The organism is Salinicola endophyticus (assembly GCF_040536835.1).
In the GTDB taxonomy this organism is placed as follows: Bacteria; Pseudomonadota; Gammaproteobacteria; order Pseudomonadales; family Halomonadaceae; genus Salinicola; species Salinicola endophyticus_A.
The window spans coordinates 1,734,626-1,758,109 of the sequence record NZ_CP159578.1; the positions used below are offsets into that span (position 1 = coordinate 1,734,626).

16 protein-coding genes, 2 tRNA genes and 2 rRNA genes are annotated in these 23,484 nt (G+C 61.6%); 17 read left to right on the top strand and 3 right to left on the bottom strand.

Translation table 11 applies throughout. The features are described 5' to 3' along the window. The first annotated feature begins 60 nt into the window (after window positions 1-60). From ABV408_RS07920 to ABV408_RS07955, 8 genes are all read left to right on the top strand, one after another. Window positions 61-1,143 carry a SpoIIE family protein phosphatase gene (locus tag ABV408_RS07920; RefSeq protein WP_353982210.1) on the top strand — a complete coding sequence of 361 codons (1,083 nt, stop codon included), beginning with the start codon at window positions 61-63 and terminating at the stop codon, window positions 1,141-1,143. Beyond that, complete coding sequence (locus ABV408_RS07925) at window positions 1,136-1,639, top strand: STAS domain-containing protein (protein WP_353981880.1); 504 nt, start codon at window positions 1,136-1,138, stop codon at window positions 1,637-1,639. Before ABV408_RS07920 ends, ABV408_RS07925 begins: the two co-directional genes overlap by 8 nt. A gap of 277 nt (window positions 1,640-1,916) precedes the next feature. Further along, window positions 1,917-3,122: a Bcr/CflA family multidrug efflux MFS transporter gene (locus ABV408_RS07930; RefSeq protein WP_353981881.1), complete on the top strand. Its 1,206-nt coding sequence runs from the start codon at window positions 1,917-1,919 to the stop codon at window positions 3,120-3,122. Between the two features lie 455 nt (window positions 3,123-3,577). Continuing rightward, the gene (gene pstS / locus ABV408_RS07935) at window positions 3,578-4,618 is read left to right on the top strand and encodes a phosphate ABC transporter substrate-binding protein PstS (RefSeq protein ID WP_353981882.1); all 1,041 of its coding nucleotides are present in this window, start codon (window positions 3,578-3,580) and stop codon (window positions 4,616-4,618) included. Window positions 4,619-4,782: 164 nt separating this feature from the next. Then, entirely contained in the window at window positions 4,783-5,724 is a 942-nt protein-coding gene (gene pstC, locus ABV408_RS07940) for a phosphate ABC transporter permease subunit PstC (protein ID WP_081919684.1), read from the top strand. Between the two features lie 18 nt (window positions 5,725-5,742). After that, the gene (gene pstA, locus ABV408_RS07945; protein ID WP_353981883.1) at window positions 5,743-6,594 is read left to right on the top strand and encodes a phosphate ABC transporter permease PstA; all 852 of its coding nucleotides are present in this window, start codon (window positions 5,743-5,745) and stop codon (window positions 6,592-6,594) included. Between the two features lie 19 nt (window positions 6,595-6,613). Further along, window positions 6,614-7,438 carry a phosphate ABC transporter ATP-binding protein PstB gene (gene pstB, locus ABV408_RS07950; RefSeq protein WP_353981884.1) on the top strand — a complete coding sequence of 275 codons (825 nt, stop codon included), beginning with the start codon at window positions 6,614-6,616 and terminating at the stop codon, window positions 7,436-7,438. Window positions 7,439-7,648: 210 nt separating this feature from the next. Further along, the gene (locus ABV408_RS07955) at window positions 7,649-8,758 is read left to right on the top strand and encodes an AI-2E family transporter (protein WP_353981885.1); all 1,110 of its coding nucleotides are present in this window, start codon (window positions 7,649-7,651) and stop codon (window positions 8,756-8,758) included. Between the two features lie 95 nt (window positions 8,759-8,853). Here the strand turns inward: ABV408_RS07955 and trxA are convergent, their stop codons facing one another. After that, window positions 8,854-9,177 (bottom strand): thioredoxin, encoded by a 324-nt coding sequence (trxA, locus tag ABV408_RS07960; protein WP_353981886.1) that lies wholly within the window; start codon window positions 9,175-9,177, stop codon window positions 8,854-8,856. Window positions 9,178-9,422: 245 nt separating this feature from the next. Here trxA and cysB point away from each other — a divergent pair, with 245 nt between their 5' ends. After that, window positions 9,423-10,391: an HTH-type transcriptional regulator CysB gene (gene cysB, locus ABV408_RS07965; protein ID WP_353981887.1), complete on the top strand. Its 969-nt coding sequence runs from the start codon at window positions 9,423-9,425 to the stop codon at window positions 10,389-10,391. Window positions 10,392-10,508: 117 nt separating this feature from the next. Here the strand turns inward: cysB and ABV408_RS07970 are convergent, their stop codons facing one another. Further along, on the bottom strand, window positions 10,509-11,129 hold the full coding sequence (locus ABV408_RS07970; RefSeq protein WP_353981888.1) for a phosphoadenosine phosphosulfate reductase family protein: 621 nt from the start codon (window positions 11,127-11,129) through the stop codon (window positions 10,509-10,511). 161 nt (window positions 11,130-11,290) lie between these two features. Next, window positions 11,291-12,751, bottom strand: a complete 1,461-nt coding sequence (gene pabB, locus ABV408_RS07975; RefSeq protein WP_353981889.1) for an aminodeoxychorismate synthase component I — start codon at window positions 12,749-12,751, stop codon at window positions 11,291-11,293. A 385-nt stretch (window positions 12,752-13,136) separates the two neighbouring features. On the opposite strand from pabB, the gene ABV408_RS07980 reads away from it, so the two are divergent. From ABV408_RS07980 to ABV408_RS08015, 8 genes are all read left to right on the top strand, one after another. Further along, window positions 13,137-13,898, top strand: coding sequence for a GntR family transcriptional regulator (locus tag ABV408_RS07980; RefSeq protein ID WP_353981890.1), 762 nt, complete (start codon window positions 13,137-13,139; stop codon window positions 13,896-13,898). 103 nt (window positions 13,899-14,001) lie between these two features. After that, window positions 14,002-14,889: a methylisocitrate lyase gene (gene prpB, locus ABV408_RS07985; protein ID WP_353981891.1), complete on the top strand. Its 888-nt coding sequence runs from the start codon at window positions 14,002-14,004 to the stop codon at window positions 14,887-14,889. A gap of 92 nt (window positions 14,890-14,981) precedes the next feature. Continuing rightward, complete coding sequence (gene prpC / locus ABV408_RS07990) at window positions 14,982-16,103, top strand: 2-methylcitrate synthase (protein ID WP_353981892.1); 1,122 nt, start codon at window positions 14,982-14,984, stop codon at window positions 16,101-16,103. A gap of 75 nt (window positions 16,104-16,178) precedes the next feature. Beyond that, complete coding sequence (gene prpD / locus ABV408_RS07995) at window positions 16,179-17,663, top strand: 2-methylcitrate dehydratase (protein WP_353981893.1); 1,485 nt, start codon at window positions 16,179-16,181, stop codon at window positions 17,661-17,663. A 611-nt stretch (window positions 17,664-18,274) separates the two neighbouring features. After that, window positions 18,275-19,814 (top strand): 16S ribosomal RNA (locus ABV408_RS08000). 100 nt (window positions 19,815-19,914) lie between these two features. Beyond that, window positions 19,915-19,991: transfer RNA gene (locus ABV408_RS08005), tRNA-Ile, on the top strand. Between the two features lie 210 nt (window positions 19,992-20,201). Next, window positions 20,202-20,277: transfer RNA gene (locus ABV408_RS08010), tRNA-Ala, on the top strand. 229 nt (window positions 20,278-20,506) lie between these two features. Further along, a 23S ribosomal RNA gene (locus ABV408_RS08015) occupies window positions 20,507-23,395 on the top strand. Together the 16S and 23S rRNA genes with 2 tRNA genes alongside form the textbook arrangement of a ribosomal RNA operon. Window positions 23,396-23,484 lie beyond the last annotated feature (89 nt).

A 23,484-nucleotide genomic window follows, 5' to 3' on the forward strand; every position in this document is an offset into this window, starting at 1 on the left:
AAAACGCTGAGCGATGAGCCCGTGATCGGCGTGATCGACCTGCCGGGGCGGGAGCGCGAGATGCTGGTGGGCGAGATCGCCCGCCTGGATGCGCGCGTGGTGGCGGCGCACTCCCTGGCGGCGCTGCCGGTTGCCTGCGATCTGATCGTGGCGCACGTGCGCGCGGTCTCGCACGACGGCTGGCAGACCCTGAGCCGGGGGCAGCCGACCATCGTGGTCAGCGAAAGCCGCCGCGACGGCGATCTGCACAAGGCGATGGATGCCGGGTTGATCGACTATCTGGTCGAGCCGCTGGCGCATGCCGACATCCTGCGTCGGCTGGTGTGTCGCGCGCTCGATCTCGACCGCCTGGCCCGCGCCCACGACGAGAGCCGCGCGGAGCTTCAGTCGCTCAACGACCGTCTCGAGCGACACCTGGAGATCCTGCGCGAGGATCAGCGCGCCGGCGGGCACGTGCAGCGCAAGCTGCTGCCGCCGCCGGGGATGACCCATCGCGGCGTGCGCTGTGATTACTGGTTTGCGCCCTCGCTCTATCTCTCCGGAGATTTTCTCGATTTCCAGCGCTGCGACGAGCGCTACAGCTTCTTCTACTTCGCCGACGTCGCCGGCCACGGTGCCTCCTCGGCGTTCGTCACCGTACTGCTGAAGTATCTCTGCAACCGCTGGCTGTCGCAGTGGCGCACGCTGCTGCCGGAAGCGTTTCCCTCGCGCTGGCTGGGCGAGCTCAATCGCGAGCTGCTGGAGACCGGTATCGGCAAGCACGCTACGATCTTTGCCGGGGTACTGGACCATGAGCGCCATTTTCTGCACTATGCGCTCGGCGCTCAGCTGCCCATGCCGATCCTCGCCAGCGAGGAGGGGGCGAGCTACCTGGGCGGAGAAGGGCCACCGGTGGGGTTGTTTCCGGATGTCGAGTACCCCATCTATGGCTGTCCATTACCCGAGCGATTCCAGCTCTGGTTCTGTTCCGACGGCGTGCTCGAATGCCTGCCGGCGGCTTCACTGGATGCGCGGCTCAAGGAACTCGAGCGTCGCGTGACACGTTGTACCCGCGTCGACGATCTGAAGGATGGATTGGCGCTGGGAGATCAACTGCCGGATGATCTCAGCATGATGACACTGAGTGGTTTCGAGCATGATTGAAGGGCGAATCAAGGCGGCCTTCGACTCGGGCGTATTCGTGCTCAAGCTCTGCGGCGATGTCCGCCTGACGCTGTGCGCGACGCTCGATGCCGAGGCGCAGCGGCTGGCGGATCTGCCGGGCCTGCGTGCGGTCATGGTCGATCTGCGCGAGGCGACCAACGTCGACTCCACGGCGCTGGGCTTTTTGGCCAAGGTGGCGCTGGCGGTACGTGGGCGGCTGGAGCAGCCGCCGACGATCGTGGCCGAGCATCCCGACGTGCGGCGCATGCTGGACGTGATGGGGTTCGCGCGCTACTTCACCCTGGTGGAGGCGCCACTCACCGAGCCAGCCGAGCTCGCTGAGCTGCCCCACGTCGAGGCCGACGAGAAAGCGATTCAGCAGCGCATCCTCGAGGCTCATCGTATTCTCATGCATATGAGCGAGCACAACCGGCACGAGTTCCAGCCGCTGATCGAGCTGCTCGAGTCCCAGCACGCCAAGGTGTCCCCGCACTGACCCGATGAGCCCGCGATCGGGGCCGTGTCCGTCGCGTGCGCCAGGGCCGGTGTCACTGGTCCGACAGGGGACGCCACCCATGTCTGTCTCTCTGCGCGTCCGCGACGCTGTCGTCGCGCGTGCGATCATCGGCCCTGTCGTCCCGGCCGGGGCCTGGCGCTGACCGCGCCGCCTTCTTGTATCGTCATCATCCGTGTCAACGGCACCGCTGGCTGCTGGCCGTGTGTGTCTCATCCGCTCGCAGCGAGGAGGAAATCGTGTTGTCGAGGAGTCTAGCGTGACGCCGCTGAGCGCGCGTCGTCTGGCGCTGCTGGTGGCCGCCAATACCGCATTGGCGCCGCTGGCGATCGATGCCTATCTACCCGCCATGCCGGCGCTGGCGGCCTCCATCGGTGCCAGCGTGCATCATACCGAGCTGTCGCTGAGCGTGTTCCTGCTCGGTTTTGCCCTGGGACAACTGGTGTGCGGGCCGCTATCCGATCGGTTCGGGCGCAAGCCGGTGCTGATGGCGGGGCTGACCGTCTTCCTGCTCGCGAGTCTGGCGCTGACCCAGGTCGGCTCACTGGTCACGCTGTGGGGCTGGCGCTTCGTCCAGGCGCTCGGCGGGGGTGCCTGTGTGGTCAACTCCGCGGCGATCGTGCGCGACCGCTTCAGCGGGCGCGAGGCGGCCAAGGTGATGTCGACCATGGTGATGATCCTGATGATGGCGCCGCTGGTGGCGCCCGCCCTGGGCAGTGCGCTGTTGCACCTGGCCGACTGGTGGCTGATCTTTCTGTTTCTGGCGCTCTACGCGGCCTTCGTGCTGTGGCTGCTGGGACGCTTTCTGCCCGAAACCCATGGGCGTGATCCCGACGCGCCCTCGATGGGGCAGATCCTGGGCAATTACCGCAGCGTGCTGCGTCATCGCGAGGCGATGGGCTACATCGGGGCGGTGTCGATGTCGTTCGCCGGCATGTTCGCCTTCATCACCGGTTCGCCCTATCTCTACATGGAGCACTATGGCCTCTCGACCACGCTCTATCCTTTCGTGTTCGGTGCCAACATCCTGATCATGGCCTCCTCCAGCCGGCTCAATATTCGCTTGCTCAAGCGCCGCACGCCGCAGCAGAACCTGCTGCTGGGGCTCGGCGTGCAGCTGAGTGCGGGTATCGGCCTGGTCGCGCTGGTCGCCTCGGGGCTGGACTCGATCTACAGCGTGGCGCCGCTGATGGTGGTCTTCGTCGGCATGCAGGGGTTGATCAGCCCCAACGCGATGTCATCGATGCTCGATCACTTTCCGCGCATGAGTGCCACCGCGACGGCGCTGCAGGGCTGTCTGCAGTTCACCTGCGGGGCGGTCGCGGGGGCGCTGGTCGGTGCCTTCGAACTGGCCAGCGCCTGGCCCACGGTGTTGACCATGCTGGGGGCGACCCTGCTGGGTAATATCGGTGTCCGCGTGCTGTCGGGCCCGGCACTCAAGCGCACCTCGTCGCCCGCCGCCTGACAGTCAGGCAGCGCAGCACCTGCCACCATATGCACTCGCGCCGAAGCCTTCATCATCCTTCTCCACGCCTGCCTCCGGTGCGTTCGGCTGCGCTCTCGCAGCCGATCTTACCCACCTTGGATGCTGTTTACTCAATACGTGCAAGCGGTTACGCGCCTTGACCCTTGTCATCCTGTTGTCATCTTGGCTTGGCAGTGTGGGTGCCGCGACGGTTGCGGCCGGTAGCCGAGACCGCTCTCGAGACCATCGGCGATCGCCAGCGGGCTGCGGTCGCGCGGTGGCTCTTTCGCACTCCTGACGCATCAGTTTCGTCGAATGTCACATTTCATGACGATGACAAGGCTGTCATAAAAGTGTCACGCGTCTGACGTAACGTGGCGTCCTGAGAGTGCTGGCAACCTTCGCAACGTCGTTATCGCACACGCATCCATCCAAGGTGGAAACAGGATATCGCTATGCTCAAACATGTCTTCGCTACGCTCGTTTCCGGGTCCCTGATCCTGGGCGCCGCTGCTGCCCAGGCCCAGGAAGCCATCACCGGCGCCGGTGCGACCTTCCCGTATCCGGTCTACTCCCAGTGGGCGGATGCCTATCAGGACAAGTCCGGCGTTGGCCTCAACTATCAGGCCATCGGTTCCGGCGGCGGTATCCAGCAGATCACCGCCAAGACCGTGACCTTCGGTGCCAGCGATGCGCCGATGACCAAGGAAGAGCTGGACAAGAACGGTCTGCTGCAGTGGCCGATGGTCATGGGCGGTGTAGTCGCGGCATTCCACGTCGACGGCATCGACGGCGCGATCAATCTGGACGGCAAGACGCTGGCCGATATCTACCAGGGCAAGATCACCAGCTGGAACGATGAAGCCATCGCCAAGCTGAATCCGGACATGAAGCTGCCCGACACCAAGATCACCCCGGTCTATCGCGCCGAGGGGTCGGGTACCAACTTCCTGTTCACCCACTACCTGTCGCAGGTCAGCAAGGACTTCGCCAACACCGTGGGTGAGGGCAAGTCGGTGGCATGGCCGGCGGGTGTCGGTGCCAAGGCCAACGCAGGCGTCGCCAGCCAGATCGCCAACACCAATGGCGCCATCGGCTACGTCGAGTTCGCCTACGCCGCCCAGAACGACCTGCACCTGGTGCACCTGAAGAACAAGGCCGGCAAGACCGTGGCACCGGACATGGATTCGTTCATGGCCGCTGCCGCCAATGCCGACTGGAAGAACGCCCCGGGCATGTACCTGGTGCTGACCAACCAGCCGGGTGACAACAGCTGGCCGATCACCGGTGCCTCTTTCATCCTGATGCACAAGAAAGTGCAGGATGTGGATGCCGCACGCCAGGCGCTCGAGTTCTTCGACTGGGCCTACAGCAACGGCGACGCGATGGCCAAGGAGCTCGACTACGTGCCGATGCCGAAGAACGTGGCCGACATGGTTCGTGAGAGCTGGAGCGAGATCAAGGGTCCGAACGGCGAAGCCGTCTGGAAGCAGTAATCCCTTGAGTCCCGATCGCGACGGCGAGTGCTTCACCGCTCCCGTCGCGATCGTGTATCGAACGATCGAATCTGCCATAAGCGCGTGAGTAACGAGCGCGTATGCAACGACACAGTACTGCCGCTACCTCCGGCGGCAGCGTGGCAAGCCGACGAGGAACTGACATGGCCACCCCCCAAGCGATTCAAACCGGCGGCGGTCTGGGCGGACTGAGCGAGGCCACCCGCAGGCGGCTTCAGCGCAAGGCACGCATCGACGTGTGGTTCGAGCGCACGCTGTTTGCCTTCGCCTTCGCGGTGCTGCTGCTACTCGGGGCGATCATCGCCTCGCTGATCGCTTCCAGCTGGCCGGCGCTCGAGCGCTACGGCCTGGAGTTCTTCACCGAGAATCGCTGGGCGGCCAACGTCGAAGTGTTCGGCGCCTTGCCCGCCATCTACGGAACCCTGCTGACCTCCTTGATTGCGATCGTCATTGCGGTTCCCATCTCCTTCGGCATCGCCATCTTCCTGACCGAGCGCTGTCCGAACGTTCTGCGCCAGCCTCTCAGCACACTGATCGAGCTGCTGGCCGGTATTCCTTCGATCATCTACGGCATGTGGGGCATGGAAGTGCTGGCCCCGCTGCTGCGTACCTGGTTTCCTTCGGTATTTCCCGCCGGCACCGGCCTGGCCACGGCCGGCATCATTCTGGCGGTGATGATCATTCCGTTCATCACCGCGGTGAGCCGCGACGTCATCAATACGGTACCGGCGGTGATGCGTGAATCCGCCTATGGCCTTGGTTGCACCACCTGGGAAGTCGCACGCCGGGTCATCCTGCCTTCGGTCAAGGGCGGCCTGGTGGGTGGCGTGGTACTCGGACTGGGGCGGGCCCTGGGCGAGACCATGGCGGTGACCTTCGTGATCGGCAACAACCTGTTCCTGAACACCACGCTCACCGGGCAGGGCACCTCGATCGCGGCCCTGATCGCCAACCAGTTCTCCGAGTCGGACGGCACTCAGCGCTCGGCGCTGCTGGCACTCGGCCTGATTCTGTTCTTGATCACCTTCGCCGTGCTGGCGTTTGCGCGCTACCTGCTGCGCAACAGCACCGGTCGCCACGCCTGAGCCGAGAGGAGAGAGACCATGCAGACTCACACGACGCCGCTCTATCGCCGGCGCAAGCTGCTCAATCGACTGGTCATGGCCGCCTGTATCGGTGCCACCCTGATCGGATTCGTATTCCTGTTCGCGATTCTTCTGACGCTCGTGACCAAGGGCCTCAGCGCGATCTCGCCCTCGATCTTCATCGAGCGTACGCGCATGAACGGTGGTGGCCTGGGCAATGCGATCTGGGGGACCTTCGTGATGACCTCGCTGGCCACCATCCTGGGCACCGTGATCGGCGTGGCCGCGGGTACTTGGCTGGCGGAGTACGGCAACAAGGGCCTGCTGCCCAAGGTGATCCGCTTCATCAACGATATCCTGCTGTCGGCACCCTCGATCATCATCGGTCTGTTCATCTACGCGGTGGTGGTGGTGCCCATGGGCAGCTTCTCCGCCTGGGCCGGGGTGCTGTCGCTCACGGTGATCATCGTGCCGGTGGTGATCCGTTCCACCGAAGACATGCTGCGTCTGATTCCCAACTCGCTGCGCGAGGCGGCGGCGGCGCTGGGTGCCCACCGCTGGTGGATCATCGTGCGTGTCTGCTACAGCGGTGCGCGTGCCGGCATTCTGACCGGTATCCTGCTCGGGTTCGCCCGTATCAGTGGCGAGACGGCACCACTGCTGTTCACCTCGCTGAACTCCAATCAGTGGAACTTCTTCAATCTCGACAGCGAGATGGCCAACCTGCCGATGACCATCTACCAGAACATGACGATCAACGCTTTCATCCCCGACCTGGTGTCGCTGGCGTGGGGTGGGGCGCTGATCCTGACGGCCGCCATTCTGATCCTCAACATCGCGGCGCGTTACTTCTCGCGTCAACGCACCTGACTTTCGCCAAGAGACTGCCATGACCGTCGATTTCAATCTCAACGCCAACCCGAACGCTGCCGAGGCGTCGAGCGCGCCCCAGGCACGGGCCGCGTCCAAGCTTCGCGTCAAGGACCTGAACCTCTACTACGGCCAGTTTCAGGCGCTCAAGGACATCACCATGGAGATCCCCGAGCGCCAGGTGACGGCGTTCATCGGGCCCTCCGGCTGTGGCAAGTCGACCCTGATCCGCTGCTTTAACCGCATCCATGATCTCTACGAGGGGATTCGTACCGAAGGGCAGATTCTGCTCGACAGCCACGATATCTACGGCTCCGGGGTCGACCTGAACCTGCTGCGTGCGCGCATCGGCATGGTATTCCAGAAGCCGACGCCGTTCCCGATGACGGTGTTCGACAACGTCGCCTTCGGGATTCGACTCTACGAGAAGCTCTCCCAGCGCGAGCTGGAGGAGAGGGTCGAGTGGGCGCTGCGCAAGGCCGCCCTGTGGGAGGAGGTCAAGGACAAGCTCAAGCAGAGCGGCCAGGCGCTCTCCGGCGGTCAGCAGCAGCGTCTGTGCATTGCTCGCACCATTGCGGTGAAGCCGGAAGTGATCCTGCTCGATGAGCCCACCTCGGCCCTCGACCCGATCTCCACCGGCTACATCGAGGATCTGATCAACGAGCTCAAGAAGGACTACACGATCGTCATCGTGACCCACAACATGCAGCAGGCGGCGCGGATTTCCGACATTACCGCTTTCATGTATCTGGGCAGCCTGATCGAATGCGACGATACCACCAAGATCTTCACCCAGCCCAAGGAGAGCCGCACCGAGGACTACATCACCGGCCGCTACGGCTGAACCTCGCGGTCATGGCCTGGCGCCCCGGTCACCTGTGACCGGGGCGCTGCCGTTTCTGGATCGGCAGTTCGCCGTGCCCACCGATGCGTGGCAGCGATATTCGGGACCGACCGCGAGGTCTAACGCGAGAGTTGACCTGGGTCAGCGAACGCCCTACCGGTTCGTGGTAGTGTCTGGCGACACAGGACGTGCCACAAGGATGGGCTGACCATGTCGCCAGGGCAGGAACCGGCGTTTCGCAACATACCCTTTCATCTGATGCTGACACTGGCATCGCTGACGATCATCGTGTCGGGCCTGCGGGCGGCCGAGGCGCTGATCATTCCGATCCTGCTGTCGATCTTCATTGCCGTGATCTGCGCCTCGCCGGTGCACTGGCTCTATCGCCGTGGCATGAACTCCTATGCAGCGGTGCTGATCACGCTGCTGATTCTGGGCGGGTTGCTGGCGCTGTTCGGCACCCTGCTGGGCAATAGTGTCGCCATGTTCATGGAGCGCTGGCCCCAGATGCAGCAGGAGCTGCAGGGGCACTATCTGAGTCTGCTCGAGTGGCTGGCGCACCAGGGGATGTCGGTCTCGCCGCGAGAGCTCTCCAGCATGATCGACGACTCCCAGGATCAGGGCTGGATCTCGGCCTTCCTGAGCGGGCTGGGGGTGGTGCTGTCGCAGAGTCTGGTGATCCTGTTGATGGTCAACTTCATGCTGTTCGAGACCCTCGATTTCCGCCAGAAGGTAGCGCGTGCCCTGGCCAATCCGGGGCCCAGCCTGGAGCGCTTCACCGAGTTCAGTTACAACCTCAAGCGCTATATGGCGGTCAAGACGGTGGTCAGCCTGATCACTGGTGCCCTGGTGACACTGGCAGCTTGGCTGGTGGGGGTCGAGTTTGCCCTGCTGTGGGGCGCGCTGGCCTTCATTCTCAACTACATCCCCAACATCGGCTCGGTGATCGCGGCGGTGCCGCCGGTACTGCTGACCCTGTCGATGCCGGACGGTGGCATGGTCAAGGCGCTCACGCTCTCGGGTGCCTATCTGGCGATCAACTTCGTGATCGGCAACCTGGTCGAACCGCGGGTCATGGGGCGAACCATGGGGCTATCGACGCTGGTGGCCTTTCTCTCGCTGGTGGTGTGGGGTTGGATTCTAGGGCCGGTGGGCATGCTGCTCTCGGTGCCGCTGACGATGACGCTGAAGATCGCCCTGGACAGTCATCCCGAGACACGCTGGATCGCCAAGATGCTGGGACCCTCGGAGCGTCGCCAGCGGCGGCTGCGCAAGACCCAGCGGGCGCTGGATGAGCTCGAGGACGAGCTCGACTCGTGAGGCCAGACTCAAGATGCGGGCAACAAAAAAGCCGCCCCGAAAGGGCGGCTTTTTATCGAGCGCTGCTGCTCTTGTCGAGCGCCACTGACTGGGGATCAGCCGTTCTGCTCGATGAACTGGGTCAGCTGTGACTTGGACTGCGCACCGACCAGCGAAGCGACCTTGGCGCCGGACTTGAACAGCATGACGGTGGGCACGCCGCGCACGCCGTGTTCGGAGGCGATCTCCGGGGCGTCGTCGACATTGACGCTGACGACCTTGATGTCGTCGGCCTTCTCATCGGCCACCTCATCGACGACCGGAGCCATCATCTTGCACGGACCGCACCACGGCGCCCAGAACTTCAGCAGCACCGGCTTGTCGGACTTGAGTACTTCCTGCTCGAAATTCGCGGTGGTGACATCGACGTTGTTGGACATGCGGTAACTCCTGTAGACATTTGCGCTCGCGAAGAGAGCGTATGGGTGCGATGTTAGCCCTTGGCCAGGGTGCTGGCAAATCGCCGTGGTTATGACAACGATAGCGCCAGGTTATTAAAACAGCAGTTTCTCATGCCCGAAAAACCGGTGAGATCGACGCTTCACCGCTCGTCACTTATAGCGTAAAGTAATCGCAAGTCATTTTCTTATGCCATTGTGCGTTACGCATCGTCACGAGGTCGCTCATGAAGCTCCAGCAACTGCGCTACATCTGGGAAGTGACGCGCCACCAGCTCAATGTGTCGGCTACGGCGCAGAGCCTGTTCACCTCGCAACCCGGGATCTCCAAACAGATCCGGCTGCTGGAGGATGAGCTCGGTGTCGAGATCTTTGCGCGCAGCGGTAAGCACCTGACCCGGGTGACGCCAGCGGGGGAGGCGATCGTCGAGCTCGCCGGCAAGGTGCTGCGCACGGTCGACGATATCAAGCACGTGGCCCAGGAGCACAGCGACGAACGCCGCGGCAGTCTGGCCATCGCCACGACCCACACCCAGGCGCGCTACGTGCTGCCCGGGGTGATCGGTGAATTTCGCCAGCAGTATCCTGACGTGGCGCTGCACATGCAGCAGGGCACGCCCAAGCAGATCGCGCAGATGGTCAGCGAGGGGACGGCGGACTTCGCGATCTGCACCGAGTCCCTCGAGCTGTTCAACGATCTGGTACTGCTGCCCTGCTATCGCTGGAACCGCTGCGTGCTGATGCCCAAGGGGCATCCGCTGGCGAGTGGCGAGCTGACCCTGGAGCGTGTAGCAGAGCACCCGCTGGTCACCTATGTGTTCGGCTTTACCGGGCGCTCCCAGCTCGACGATGCCTTCAAGTCGCGGGGGCTGACGCCCAACGTGGTGCTCACGGCCGCCGACTCGGATGTGATCAAGACCTATGTGCGGCTGGGGCTGGGGGTCGGTATCGTCGCCCATATGGCGGTCGATCCGGTGGCCGATGCCGATCTGGTCGCGGTGGATGCTTCGCATCTGTTCGAGAGTTCGACCACCAAGATCGGCATTCGCCGCGGCACCTTCATGCGCAGTTATATGTACGACTTCGTCAAGCGTTTGGCACCGCATCTCGACCGGGACACCGTCGAGGCGGCGCTGGCGGCGGGGCCGCGACATGAGGGGGAACTGTTCAGGGATGTGGAGCTGCCAGTGCTCTAGGCGCCCAAAGGGCCAAGACTGACAGCGTACCCACGACTGAGAGCGTATATAGCACAAGCCCGCCATTCGGCGGGCTTTGTCGTTCGGGGTAGGGGGGGCGACGGACGGCGCCGGCACTCAATGCTGCAGGTGCAGCCCGCACTCACGCTTGTCTTCCACCTTGGTCGGGTCGAAGTAATCGAAGTTGTTGGGCAGGTCGTGTGCCTGCAGATATTGGTACATCTGCTTGGCGTTCCAGTGCAGCACCGGGGCTACCTTGAGCAGGCCATCGGCGTTACGCGACAGCGGCTGCATGCGCGAACGCTCCGGGGTGTCTTCGGCGCGCAGGGCGGTGAACCAGACGTCGGGCGCGGCTTCTGCCAGCGCGCGGCGGAAGGGTTCGAGCTTGACCTCTTCGGTGAAGGCGGCATGGCCGGGATCGTCGATGGTCGGCATCGGCCCTTCGAGCGACTCGCGGTGGGCGCGGGAGCGGCGCGGATGATAGATGCTCAGGTTGAGATCGAGCAGGCGGGTCAGCTCTTCGGCGAAGCGATAAGTCGCTGGAGTGTTGTAGCCGCTGTCCATCCATACCACCGGGATATCGGGACGCACCCGGGTGACCAGATGCAGGATGACCGCCTCGAAGGGGCGAAAGTTGGTGGTGCAGATCGCGGTCTGATCCAGCCCCAGCGCGAATTCGGTGATCGCCAGCGGGTCGTGGCCGATATCGCGGTTGAGGGCGTCGAGATCCAATGCCATGGCAAGCTCCTGGGCCGGCGGGCCGGTCGCTTGACCGGTCGCACACGGGATAATGAAAGAGGTGAAACGGATGCTGGCACTCTAGCAACGTGGGTTTTGCGTTGACCAATACCGTTTGGTTAGAACGATATATAACGTTTTTGCCACATGTGCATGTTCATCTAGATGTTTTGGTTATTGAACGCTGAACCCTCGGCCGCAGTCGACGAGGTCGCTGCGTCCCCGTCGTTTGCAGAGCCCAGGGCTGTCATCAGGCGTCCGATCTTGGCCAGTGTCTCGCGGTACTCCTCCTCTTCGTCTGAGTCGGCCACCACGCCGCCGCCGCCCCACAAGTGCAGGGTGTCGCCATCCGCCACCAGGGTGCGGATGGCGATCGAGGTATCCAGATGTCCGCGGCGGTCGACATAGCCGAGGCTGCCGCAGTAGACGCTGCGCTGGCTGGATTCCAGCTCGTCGATGATCTGCATGGCCCGCCGCTTGGGGGCGCCGGTGATCGAGCCGCCGGGGAAGGCGGCTGCGAGCAGATCCAGCGCGCTGGCTTCCGGGCTCAGCTCGCCGCGGACCACGCTGACCAGATGATGGACGTTGGCGTAGCTTTCCAGGGCGCACAGTCGTGGCACGTGCACGCTGCCGAAGCGGCATACTCGTCCCAGATCGTTGCGTAGCAGGTCGACGATCATCACATTCTCGGCGCGATCCTTGGGGCTCTCCTGCAGTGCCTGGGCCAGCGCCGCATCGGCCTGAGTCGTCTCCCCGCGTGCCCGCGTCCCCTTGATCGGGCGCGTCTCCACCTGTCCGTCAGCGACCCTGACGAAGCGCTCCGGGGAGAGCGAGGCGATCGCCTTGTCATCCCAGCGTAGATAGCCGCCGTAGGGCGTGGGCGTTGCCTGGCGCAGGCGGCGGTAGGCGTGCCAGGTATCGCCGCGGAAGCGGGCGGTAAAGCGCTGGGCGAGATTGACCTGATAGCAGTCGCCAGCATGGAGATAGTCGATCACGCGGCGGAAGCGCTCGCCGTAACCGGCGCGATCGATATCACTGACGAAGGGCTGCGTCAGTACGATGTCCTCCTCCTGTGGCGGTGGCATGGCCAGCCAGCGCTCGACCTGGCGGCGACGCTCCGGGCTGGCCACCAGCCAGGTCTGCTGGACCTGATGGTCCTGGATCAAGGCCCAGTCGTAGAGGCCCAGGCGGGCGTAAGGCAGATCGGGGCCAGGGCGCGACTCGGGTGGATTGCCCTCTGGTCGATGGTCGCGCGCCAAGGTGTAGCTCCAGTAGCCGAGCAGCCCGCCGATGAATGGTAGCTCGTCGAGGGTGCCGGCGAGGGCTGCCGGTATCTGGGGCAGGTCATGCTTCAGGGCATGGGCAAGCAGCTCGCGCTGTGCTGCGAACGGCGCCGAGGGAAGAGGTGGCACGCCGTTATCGCAGTGCACGCCGGCTTCGTCCACGCTCAGGGTATAGAGCGGGTCGCTGGTGAGTATGTCGAAACGTCCCCCCGGCGCGGCCGGGCGGCCACTATCGAGCAGCACGGCGCCCGGCCGCTGGCGCAGCGCGGTGAAGTGGTGGGCAGGATCGCTGGCGTAGGGGAGCTCGGTGATAGCGAGTTGAAGTCGCGCCTCTGGCATGCCTGGGGTACTCGGTGCACGGGGACTCGCGTGCTTCGCGAGAGCGACGCGGGCCCGGATAAAAGGATGGTTTGGCGCGAGTGTATCGGGCGCGGCGCGGATGAGCGAGACCCGAAGCGCCCGCTGCGTTGTCCCCTGGCGACCCTGGACATGGTCGTGAGAGCGCTGCCGACAGTGTCGTAGGAGGACGTGCTATGGCGGCAGCGTTGGCAGTGGCGGGGAAGCCGCGAGGAGAGGGCGATTGTGCAAATGATTGTAGACAATGGTTCTTGAGCGACACATCGCCTTGCGACTAAAGTGGTGTTTCTATGGGGCGTTTTTGATTGCCCTTGCCAGAAATTCTTCCTACCATGACCCTTATTCCAGGTAATTGTTAACAATCAAGATGACTGACGATCTTCCATCAACACCTCAGGGCGATACCGACCTGCCTGAAGTCAGGACGCTGGCCGAGAGGGTGTTTCATCAGCTGCAGCGGGCGATCGTGCGCGGGGAGCTTCCCCCGGGAACACGTATCACCGAGCCCGAGCTGTCGTCGCGCTATGGCATTTCACGCGGCCCCCTGCGTGAGGCGATGCGTCGCCTCGAAACCTATCGCCTGATCGAGCGCGTGCCGCATGTCGGGGCGCGGGTGGTCAAGCTGTCGATGGATGAGCTGCTGGAGCTGTTCGACGTGCGCGAAGCGCTCGAGAGCATGGCGGCGAGGCTTGCTGCCCAGCATATGACAGCCGAAGAGATCGCGGGGTTGCGCGAGGTGCTGGCGGTCCACGAGCGGCAGGGCGACCTGGCCAGCGGTGAGGCCTACTATCAGCGTGAAGGGGACCTCGATTTTCATTACCGGATCGTGCAAGGCAGCCATAACCGTATGCTGATGACGATTCTGTGTGACGACCTCTACTACCTGGTGCGGCTCTATCGCACCCAGTTCAGCGCCAGTGGCAAGCGTCCACAGCGCGCCTTCGTCGAGCATCACCGTATCGTCGATGCGATCGAGGCGGGGGATGCCGAACTCTCCGAGCTGCTGATGCGGCGCCATGTCAGCGCCTCCCGCGAGAACGTGGCGGCGAGCTATGCGCTGACGCTGGGCGAGGAGAAGGTGACTCCCGCTGAGGCCGGGGCAACGTCCGATGAGCAGTCCGACCGTTGATAGCAACCTTGGGTAGCGGTTCGGGTGTGGTGATTCGCAGTCCGGGTGCGACGAGCAGCGGGTAAACGGATCGGTAGAGAAGCCAATGACGAAGGAGAGCGAGATGTCACAGTCGACGCCCGGCGCCCGTTTTCGCGCCGCCCTCGATGCCCACCGCCCGCTCGCGGTGGTGGGAACGATCAACGCTTACAGTGCCATGATGGCCCAGGCCGTGGGACATCAGGCCATCTATCTGTCCGGTGGTGGCGTCGCCAATGCCTCGTTCGGACTGCCCGATCTGGGCATGACGACGCTCAATGACGTCGCCGAGGACGCCCGGCGCATCACCGGCGCCAGCGACCTGCCGCTGCTGGTGGATATCGATACCGGCTGGGGTGGGGCTTTCAACATTGCCCGGACCATCAAGGAGATGGAGCGGGCCGGCGTAGCCGCGGTGCATCTCGAGGATCAGGTGGCGCAGAAGCGCTGCGGGCATCGCCCCAACAAGGAGATCGTCTCCCAGAGTGAGATGGTCGATCGTATCAAGTCGGCGGTAGATGCGCGTCAGGATGCGGCTTTCTATCTCATCGCGCGCACCGACGCCTTTCAGAAGGAGGGGCTGGCGGCTGCGATCGAGCGTGCCAATGCCTGCGTCGAGGCAGGGGCGGATGCGATCTTCGCCGAAGCGGTGCATACGCTGGATGACTACCGTGCTTTCTGTGAGGGCGTCGATGCGCCGATCCTGGCCAATATCACCGAATTCGGTGCCACCCCACTGTTCACCCAGCAGGAGCTGGGCGAGGTGGGGTGTCGCCTGGTGCTCTATCCGCTGTCGGCGTTCCGCGCCATGAATGCCGCGGCGCTCAAGGTCTATCAGGATATCCACGCCAAGGGGCATCAGCGTGACGTGGTCGACATGATGCAGACCCGCGAGGAACTTTACGGCTTCCTCGATTACCACACTTATGAGCGCAAGCTCGATGCCCTGTTCGACAAAGGGAATGCCGAATAGCTCGATGGGCGCGCCGTGTCCGCGCGGCTATGGAGACAGCGTTCCCCAACGCACGCAAGACGAAGGCCGCGGCCGAGCGGCGGGAGACTTTCATGGCGGAAACGATCAAGAGTACTGGACTGCGCGGGCAGAGCGCCGGCAATACGGAAATCTGCACGGTGGGCAAGAGTGGTTCGGGCCTGACCTATCGCGGCTATGACATCCAGGAGCTGGCGGAGAAGGCGCGCTTCGAGGAGGTCGCCTATCTGCTGCTCAAGGGCGAACTGCCGACACGCCAGGAACTGGACGACTACATCTCGCGCCTGCAGCGGTCGCGTGGGCTTCCCGAGGCGCTGAAGAAGGTGCTGGAGCAGATACCTTCCGATGCCCATCCGATGGACGTGCTGCGTACCGGCACCTCGATGCTGGGCAACCTCGAGACCGAGCAGCGACTGGAAGAGCAGCAAGCGCACGCCGACCGTTTACTGGCGGTGATGCCCTCGATGCTCAACTACTGGTATCGCTATTCGCACTTCGGTGAGCGGATCGAGACTGAGACCGACGATACCTCCGTGGGCGGGCACTTCCTCCACCTGCTGCATGGCAAGCCTGCCTCCGAGCTGCACGCGCGGGTGATGAACGTCTCGCTGATTCTCTATGCCGAGCACGAGTTCAACGCTTCGACCTTCACCGCGCGGGTCTGTGCCTCTACGCTCTCCGATCTGCACAGCTGCGTCACCGGCGCGATCGGTTCGTTGCGTGGTCCGCTCCATGGGGGCGCCAACGAGGCCGCGATGGAGATGATCAGCCGCTGGTCGTCGCCCGACGAAGCCGAACGGCAGATCCTCGGCATGCTCGAGCGTAAGGACAAGATCATGGGCTTCGGCCATGCCATCTACCGTGAATCCGATCCGCGCAGCCCGATCATTCAGGCCTGGGCGCGCCAGCTCGCCGAGGATGTCGGCGATACCCACCTCTACGCGGTGTCCGAGCGGGTCGACGCGGTGATGTGGCGGGAGAAGAAGCTCTTCCCCAACGCCGATTTCTACCACGCCAGCGCTTACCACTTCATGGGTATCCCGACCAAGCTGTTCACCCCGATCTTCGTCTGCTCGCGGCTGACCGGGTGGTGCGCGCACGTCTTCGAGCAGCGTGCCAATAACCGCATCATCCGCCCGAGTGCCGATTATGTCGGCCCCGAGAAGCGCGCCTGGGTCCCCCTCGAGCAGCGCTGAGACGCTGCCTGCCAACTGATCTTCGAGGCGGCGCGTCGACGTCGCCCCCTCTCTCCTAGACGAGGACGCCACTGCATGAGTGCCAATGTCGATCTCAACCAGCGCCCGGATTACGATCCCGAACTGCAGGCCATCGCGGACTATGTGCTCGACTATCGGGTAGAGAGCCGTGAAGCGCTGGATACCGCGCGCAATTGCCTGATGGATACCCTGGGTTGTGGCCTGCTGGCGTTGCGCTTCCCCGAATGCACCAAACATCTGGGGCCGCTGGTCGAAGGCACGATAGTGCCCAACGGTGCGCGGGTGCCCGGGACTCGGCTGACGCTCGACCCGGTCAAGGCGGCCTGGGATATTGGCTGCATCATCCGCTGGCTCGATTACAACGACACCTGGCTGGCAGCGGAGTGGGGCCATCCCTCGGACAATCTGGGGGGCATTCTGGCGGTGACGGACTCGCTCTCGCAGGTGCGCCTGGCACGAGGGGAGACGCCGCTGACCATGCGTGACGTGCTGGAAGCCATGATCATGGCGCACGAGATTCAGGGCGTGCTGGCGCTGGAGAACTCGTTCAATCGTGTCGGGCTCGACCATGTGGTCCTGGTGAAAGTGGCCTCTACCGCAGTGGTGGCCAAGCTGATGGGTGCCGATCGCGAGCAGCTGCTGGCGGCCCTGTCGCACGCCTTCGTCGATGGCCAGAGCTTGCGTACCTATCGCCATGCGCCCAATGCCGGTTCACGCAAGAGCTGGGCGGCGGGGGATGCCACCTCGCGAGCCGTACGTCTGGCCGACATCGCGATGCGTGGTGAAATGGGCATCCCCGGTGTGCTCTCGGCGCCGCAGTGGGGCTTCTATGATGTCCTCTTCAGCAAGACCAACAAGGATCAGGCGCTCAAGCCCGAAGCGGAGCGCCGCTTCCGGGTCAGCCAGGCGTACGGCAGCTACGTCATGGAGAACGTGCTATTCAAGATCAGCTTCCCCGCGGAGTTCCACGCCCAGACCGCCGCCGAGGCCGCGGTGACGCTGCACCCGCAAGTGCGTGATCGTCTCGACGAGATCGAGCGTATTGTCGTCACCACCCACGAGTCGGCGATCCGTATCATCTCCAAGGAGGGTGAGCTGGCCAACCCGGCCGACCGCGATCACTGCCTGCAGTACATGATTGCGGTGCCGCTGGCGTTCGGTGACCTGATCGCCGAGCACTACGAGGACGATTTTCACCGGGCGCATCCGATCATCGACGAGCTGCGCGAGAAGATGACGATCCAGGAAGAGCCGCGCTACACCCGTGAGTACCTGGAGGCTGACAAGCGCTCCATCGCCAACGCGATCCAGGTCTTCTTCAAGGATGGTTCGCACACCGAGCAAGTGGCGGTCGAATATCCGATCGGTCATCGTCGCCGCCGCGAGGCTGGGATCCCGCTGCTCGAGAAGAAGTTCCAGCGCAACCTAGCCACGCGCTTCCCGGCCGCACGCTGCGATGCCATCTTCAGCCTGTGCAAGGATCAGACGGCGCTCGAATCGACCTCGGTTGCCGCCTTCATGGATCTCTGGGTCATCTGAAGCCGCGATCTGCCGGGGCGTAACGGCGCCTCGGTTTCCTCAGAGTCGATGACAGCTTGATGAAGCCGGCGACATTTTTTGGCGTCAGGGGTTGTCACGCGACGCCACGCGCCGTAAAGTACACACCGCTGACGCCGAGACAGGTTCTCGGGGTTGGTGGAAAAGCTAGCTAAGCTGTTGAAAAGATTGAAAAAAATCGATTGACACTTAGCCGCGGAGGTAGCAGAATACGCGCCTCGCTTTTCCAGGATCGGTTCTCAGGCGGCAACGTGAACCGGGCAAGGGTCGACAAGAAAGACGTTGACATCTTCGCCAAGATCCTTAAAATACGCCTCTCCTTACGGCGACCCAGAAAGCAAGCGCTGACAAGCACTTGAGTCACTTTCGGGTCACGGCAGAAGGCTCGACACTCTGCGTGAGACGAGACTTCAAGTAAGGACGCTCTTTAACAATCGATCAGGTAATTGATGTGGGCGCTTGTCTTGCGTGACGCCAGTCACAGCATATCAAGGCAAGCGACTCGTCTAAGATTCGTTTGACCTTGAACCAAGTTTGGTCCGCTTCGCTTCTTCTGTCTTCGGGCAGAGAAGAGGTAAGGACTATCAGACTTTTAACTGAAGAGTTTGATCATGGCTCAGATTGAACGCTGGCGGCAGGCCTAACACATGCAAGTCGAGCGGCAGCACGGGGAGCTTGCTCCCTGGTGGCGAGCGGCGGACGGGTGAGTAATGCATAGGAATCTGCCCGGTAGTGGGGGATAACCTGGGGAAACCCAGGCTAATACCGCATACGTCCTACGGGAGAAAGCAGGGGCTCTTCGGACCTTGCGCTATCGGATGAGCCTATGTCGGATTAGCTGGTTGGTGAGGTAATGGCTCACCAAGGCGACGATCCGTAGCTGGTCTGAGAGGATGATCAGCCACACTGGGACTGAGACACGGCCCAGACTCCTACGGGAGGCAGCAGTGGGGAATATTGGACAATGGGCGCAAGCCTGATCCAGCCATGCCGCGTGTGTGAAGAAGGCCCTCGGGTTGTAAAGCACTTTCAGCGAGGAAGAAGGCTTGACGGCTAATACCCGTCAAGAAGGACATCACTCGCAGAAGAAGCACCGGCTAACTCCGTGCCAGCAGCCGCGGTAATACGGAGGGTGCGAGCGTTAATCGGAATTACTGGGCGTAAAGCGCGCGTAGGTGGTTTGGCACGCCGGTTGTGAAAGCCCCGGGCTCAACCTGGGAACGGCATCCGGAACGGCCAGACTAGAGTGCAGGAGAGGAAGGTAGAATTCCCGGTGTAGCGGTGAAATGCGTAGAGATCGGGAGGAATACCAGTGGCGAAGGCGGCCTTCTGGCCTGACACTGACACTGAGGTGCGAAAGCGTGGGTAGCAAACAGGATTAGATACCCTGGTAGTCCACGCCGTAAACGATGTCGACTAGCCGTTGGGACCTTTAAGGACTTAGTGGCGCAGTTAACGCGATAAGTCGACCGCCTGGGGAGTACGGCCGCAAGGTTAAAACTCAAATGAATTGACGGGGGCCCGCACAAGCGGTGGAGCATGTGGTTTAATTCGATGCAACGCGAAGAACCTTACCTACCCTTGACATCCAGAGAACTTGGCAGAGATGCCTTGGTGCCTTCGGGAACTCTGAGACAGGTGCTGCATGGCTGTCGTCAGCTCGTGTTGTGAAATGTTGGGTTAAGTCCCGTAACGAGCGCAACCCTTGTCCCTATTTGCCAGCGATTCGGTCGGGAACTCTAGGGAGACTGCCGGTGACAAACCGGAGGAAGGTGGGGACGACGTCAAGTCATCATGGCCCTTACGGGTAGGGCTACACACGTGCTACAATGGCCGGTACAAAGGGTTGCGAGACCGCGAGGTGGAGCGAATCCCAGAAAGCCGGCCTCAGTCCGGATCGGAGTCTGCAACTCGACTCCGTGAAGTCGGAATCGCTAGTAATCGTGAATCAGAATGTCACGGTGAATACGTTCCCGGGCCTTGTACACACCGCCCGTCACACCATGGGAGTGGACTGCACCAGAAGTGGTTAGCTTAACCTTCGGGGGAGCGATCACCACGGTGTGGTTCATGACTGGGGTGAAGTCGTAACAAGGTAGCCGTAGGGGAACCTGCGGCTGGATCACCTCCTTAAACGATTAGCGGATCGCGAGATAAGCGCTCACAATCAATTACCTGATCGACCAAGAGCAAAGACTGTGGAAAGGCTCTCGAAAGCCGCCCAGTGACCAACGGGTCTGTAGCTCAGTTGGTTAGAGCGCACCCCTGATAAGGGTGAGGTCGGCCGTTCAAATCGGCCCAGACCCACCATCTCGAGCTCAGTTGGTTAGAGCGCACCCCCGGGGTGTCGAAAGAGAGGGTGAGGTCGCGGGGTTTTTCGAATCGGCCCAGACCCACCAAATTCGATTGATGCATCGTTGAAGAAACACTCGTGTAGCAGGCTACACGTCGCGCTTCTTCGCCTCGCCTGAATCGAATTTAAACAGGTTCAAGGGTCATCCCTAAATCTGTACTTGTTATGGGGCCATAGCTCAGCTGGGAGAGCGCCTGCCTTGCACGCAGGAGGTCAGCGGTTCGATCCCGCTTGGCTCCACCAAATCTTTCCCCGTTGGCACACGCCACACAGTCACCAAGTTCTAAGCCATCCGCTTCGTCGCTAACACTGCGACCGAGTCGATCGCTTAGAGCTTCTGCTCTAAACGCTCTTTAACAATGTGGATCATGCTGACAGTTCTTCTCGCAAGAGAGGAACGAAAAGTGATACGTCTCAAGCGTATCCGGCAATTGTCGTTGTGATCGCGCGACCAGACTCCTTCGGGTTATATGGTCAAGCGATTAAGCGCACACGGTGGATGCCTTGGCAGCCAGAGGCGATGAAGGACGTTGTAGCCTGCGAAAAGGCTCGGTGAGGTGGCAAACAACCTGTGACCCGGGCATGTCCGAATGGGGAAACCCACCCAGCATAAGCTGGGTATCCCACACTGAATCCATAGGTGTTGGGAAGCGAACCGGGGGAACTGAAACATCTAAGTACCCCGAGGAAAAGAAATCAACCGAGATTCCCCCAGTAGCGGCGAGCGAACGGGGAGTAGCCCTTAAGCAGGTGACTGGTTAGACGAACGGTCTGGAAAGTCCGGCCATAGCGGGTGATAGCCCCGTAGTCGAAAACCTGATCCTGTGAAATCGAGTAGGTCGGGGCACGTGAAACCTTGACTGAACATGGGGGGACCATCCTCCAAGGCTAAATACTCCTGGCTGACCGATAGTGAACCAGTACCGTGAGGGAAAGGCGAAAAGAACCCCGGAGAGGGGAGTGAAATAGATCCTGAAACCGTGTGCGTACAAGCAGTGGGAGCAGACACGTTCTGTGACCGCGTACCTTTTGTATAATGGGTCAGCGACTTATATTCAGTGGCGAGCTTAACCGTATAGGGGAGGCGTAGAGAAATCGAGTCTTAACTGGGCGACCAGTCGCTGGATATAGACCCGAAACCGGGCGATCTATCCATGGCCAGGGTGAAGGTCAGGTAACACTGACTGGAGGCCCGAACCGGGATCTGTTGAAAAAGATTCGGATGAGCTGTGGATCGGAGTGAAAGGCTAATCAAGCTCGGAGATAGCTGGTTCTCCTCGAAAGCTATTTAGGTAGCGCCTCACGTATTACCGCCGGGGGTAGAGCACTGTTTCGGCTAGGGGCCCATCCCGGGTTACCAACCCGAGGCAAACTCCGAATACCGGTGAGTAGAGCGTGGGAGACACACGGCGGGTGCTAACGTCCGTCGTGAAAAGGGAAACAACCCAGACCGTCAGCTAAGGCCCCCAAATTCTGGTTAAGTGGGAAACGATGTGGGAAGGCATAGACAGCTAGGAGGTTGGCTTAGAAGCAGCCATCCTTTAAAGAAAGCGTAATAGCTCACTAGTCGAGTCGGCCTGCGCGGAAGATGTAACGGGGCTCAAACCAGATGCCGAAGCTACGGGTTCATCCTCAGGATGAGCGGTAGAGGAGCGTCGTGTAAGCCTGCGAAGGTGTGTTGAGAAGCATGCTGGAGGTATCACGAGTGCGAATGCTGACATGAGTAACGACAAGGGGAGTGAAAACCTCCCCCGCCGGAAGACCAAGGGTTTCTGTTCTACGTCAATCGGAGCAGAGTGAGTCGGCCCCTAAGGCGAGGCTGAAAAGCGTAGTCGATGGGAAACGGGTCAATATTCCCGTACCGGATGTGATTGCGATGGGGGGACGAAGAAGGCTAGGTGAGCCAGGCGTTGGTTGTCCTGGTGAAAGTCAGTAGGCTGAGAGCTTAGGCAAATCCGGGCTCTCAAGGCCGAGAGACGAGACGAACGGACTACGGTCCGGAAGTCATCGATGCCACGCTTCCAGGAAAAGCCTCTAAGCTTCAGATCACATGCGACCGTACCCCAAACCGACACAGGTGGTCAGGGTGAGAATCCCAAGGCGCTTGAGAGAACTCGGGTGAAGGAACTAGGCAAAATGGCACCGTAACTTCGGGAGAAGGTGCGCCGGCGTAGCGTGAAGAGACTCGCTCTCCTAGCGCGAACCGGTCGAAGATACCAGGTGGCTGCAACTGTTTATTAAAAACACAGCACTCTGCTAACGCGTAAGCGGACGTATAGGGTGTGACGCCTGCCCGGTGCCGGAAGGTTAATTGATGGTGTTAGCGCAAGCGAAGCTCCTGATCGAAGCCCCGGTAAACGGCGGCCGTAACTATAACGGTCCTAAGGTAGCGAAATTCCTTGTCGGGTAAGTTCCGACCTGCACGAATGGCGTAATGATGGCCACGCTGTCTCCACCCGAGACTCAGTGAAATTGAAATCGCAGTGAAGATGCTGTGTACCCGCGGCTAGACGGAAAGACCCCGTGAACCTTTACTATAGCTTCACACTGGACGCTGATGTTGCTTGTGTAGGATAGCTGGGAGGCTTGGAAACCGTGACGCCAGTTGCGGTGGAGCCAACCTTGAAATACCAGCCTGGCATCATTGGCGTTCTAACTTCGCACCGTGATCCGGTGTAAGGACAGTGTGTGGTGGGTAGTTTGACTGGGGCGGTCTCCTCCGAAAGAGTAACGGAGGAGCACGAAGGTACCCTCAGCACGGTTGGAAATCGTGCATTGAGTGCAAGAGCATAAGGGTGCTTAACTGCGAGACAGACACGTCGAGCAGGTACGAAAGTAGGTTCTAGTGATCCGGTGGTTCTGTATGGAAGGGCCATCGCTCAACGGATAAAAGGTACTCCGGGGATAACAGGCTGATACCGCCCAAGAGTTCACATCGACGGCGGTGTTTGGCACCTCGATGTCGGCTCATCACATCCTGGGGCTGAAGTCGGTCCCAAGGGTATGGCTGTTCGCCATTTAAAGTGGTACGCGAGCTGGGTTTAGAACGTCGTGAGACAGTTCGGTCCCTATCTGCCGTGGGCGTTGGAGATTTGAGAAGCGCTGCTCCTAGTACGAGAGGACCGGAGTGGACGCACCTCTGGTGTTCCGGTTGTCACGCCAGTGGCACTGCCGGGTAGCTATGTGCGGACGGGATAACCGCTGAAGGCATCTAAGCGGGAAGCCCCCTTCAAGATGAGATCTCCCTGAGACTTCGAGTCTCCTAAAGGGTCCAGCAAGACGAGCTGGTTGATAGGCACGGTGTGGAAGCGCTGCAAGGCGTTGAGCTAACGTGTACTAATGCCCCGTGAGGCTTGACCATATAACCCCAAGGGGTCTGGGTCGGGCGATCACATCGCGACAATGGCCGGATAGGCAAGAGACGTATCATCAGCATGATCCAGATTGGTC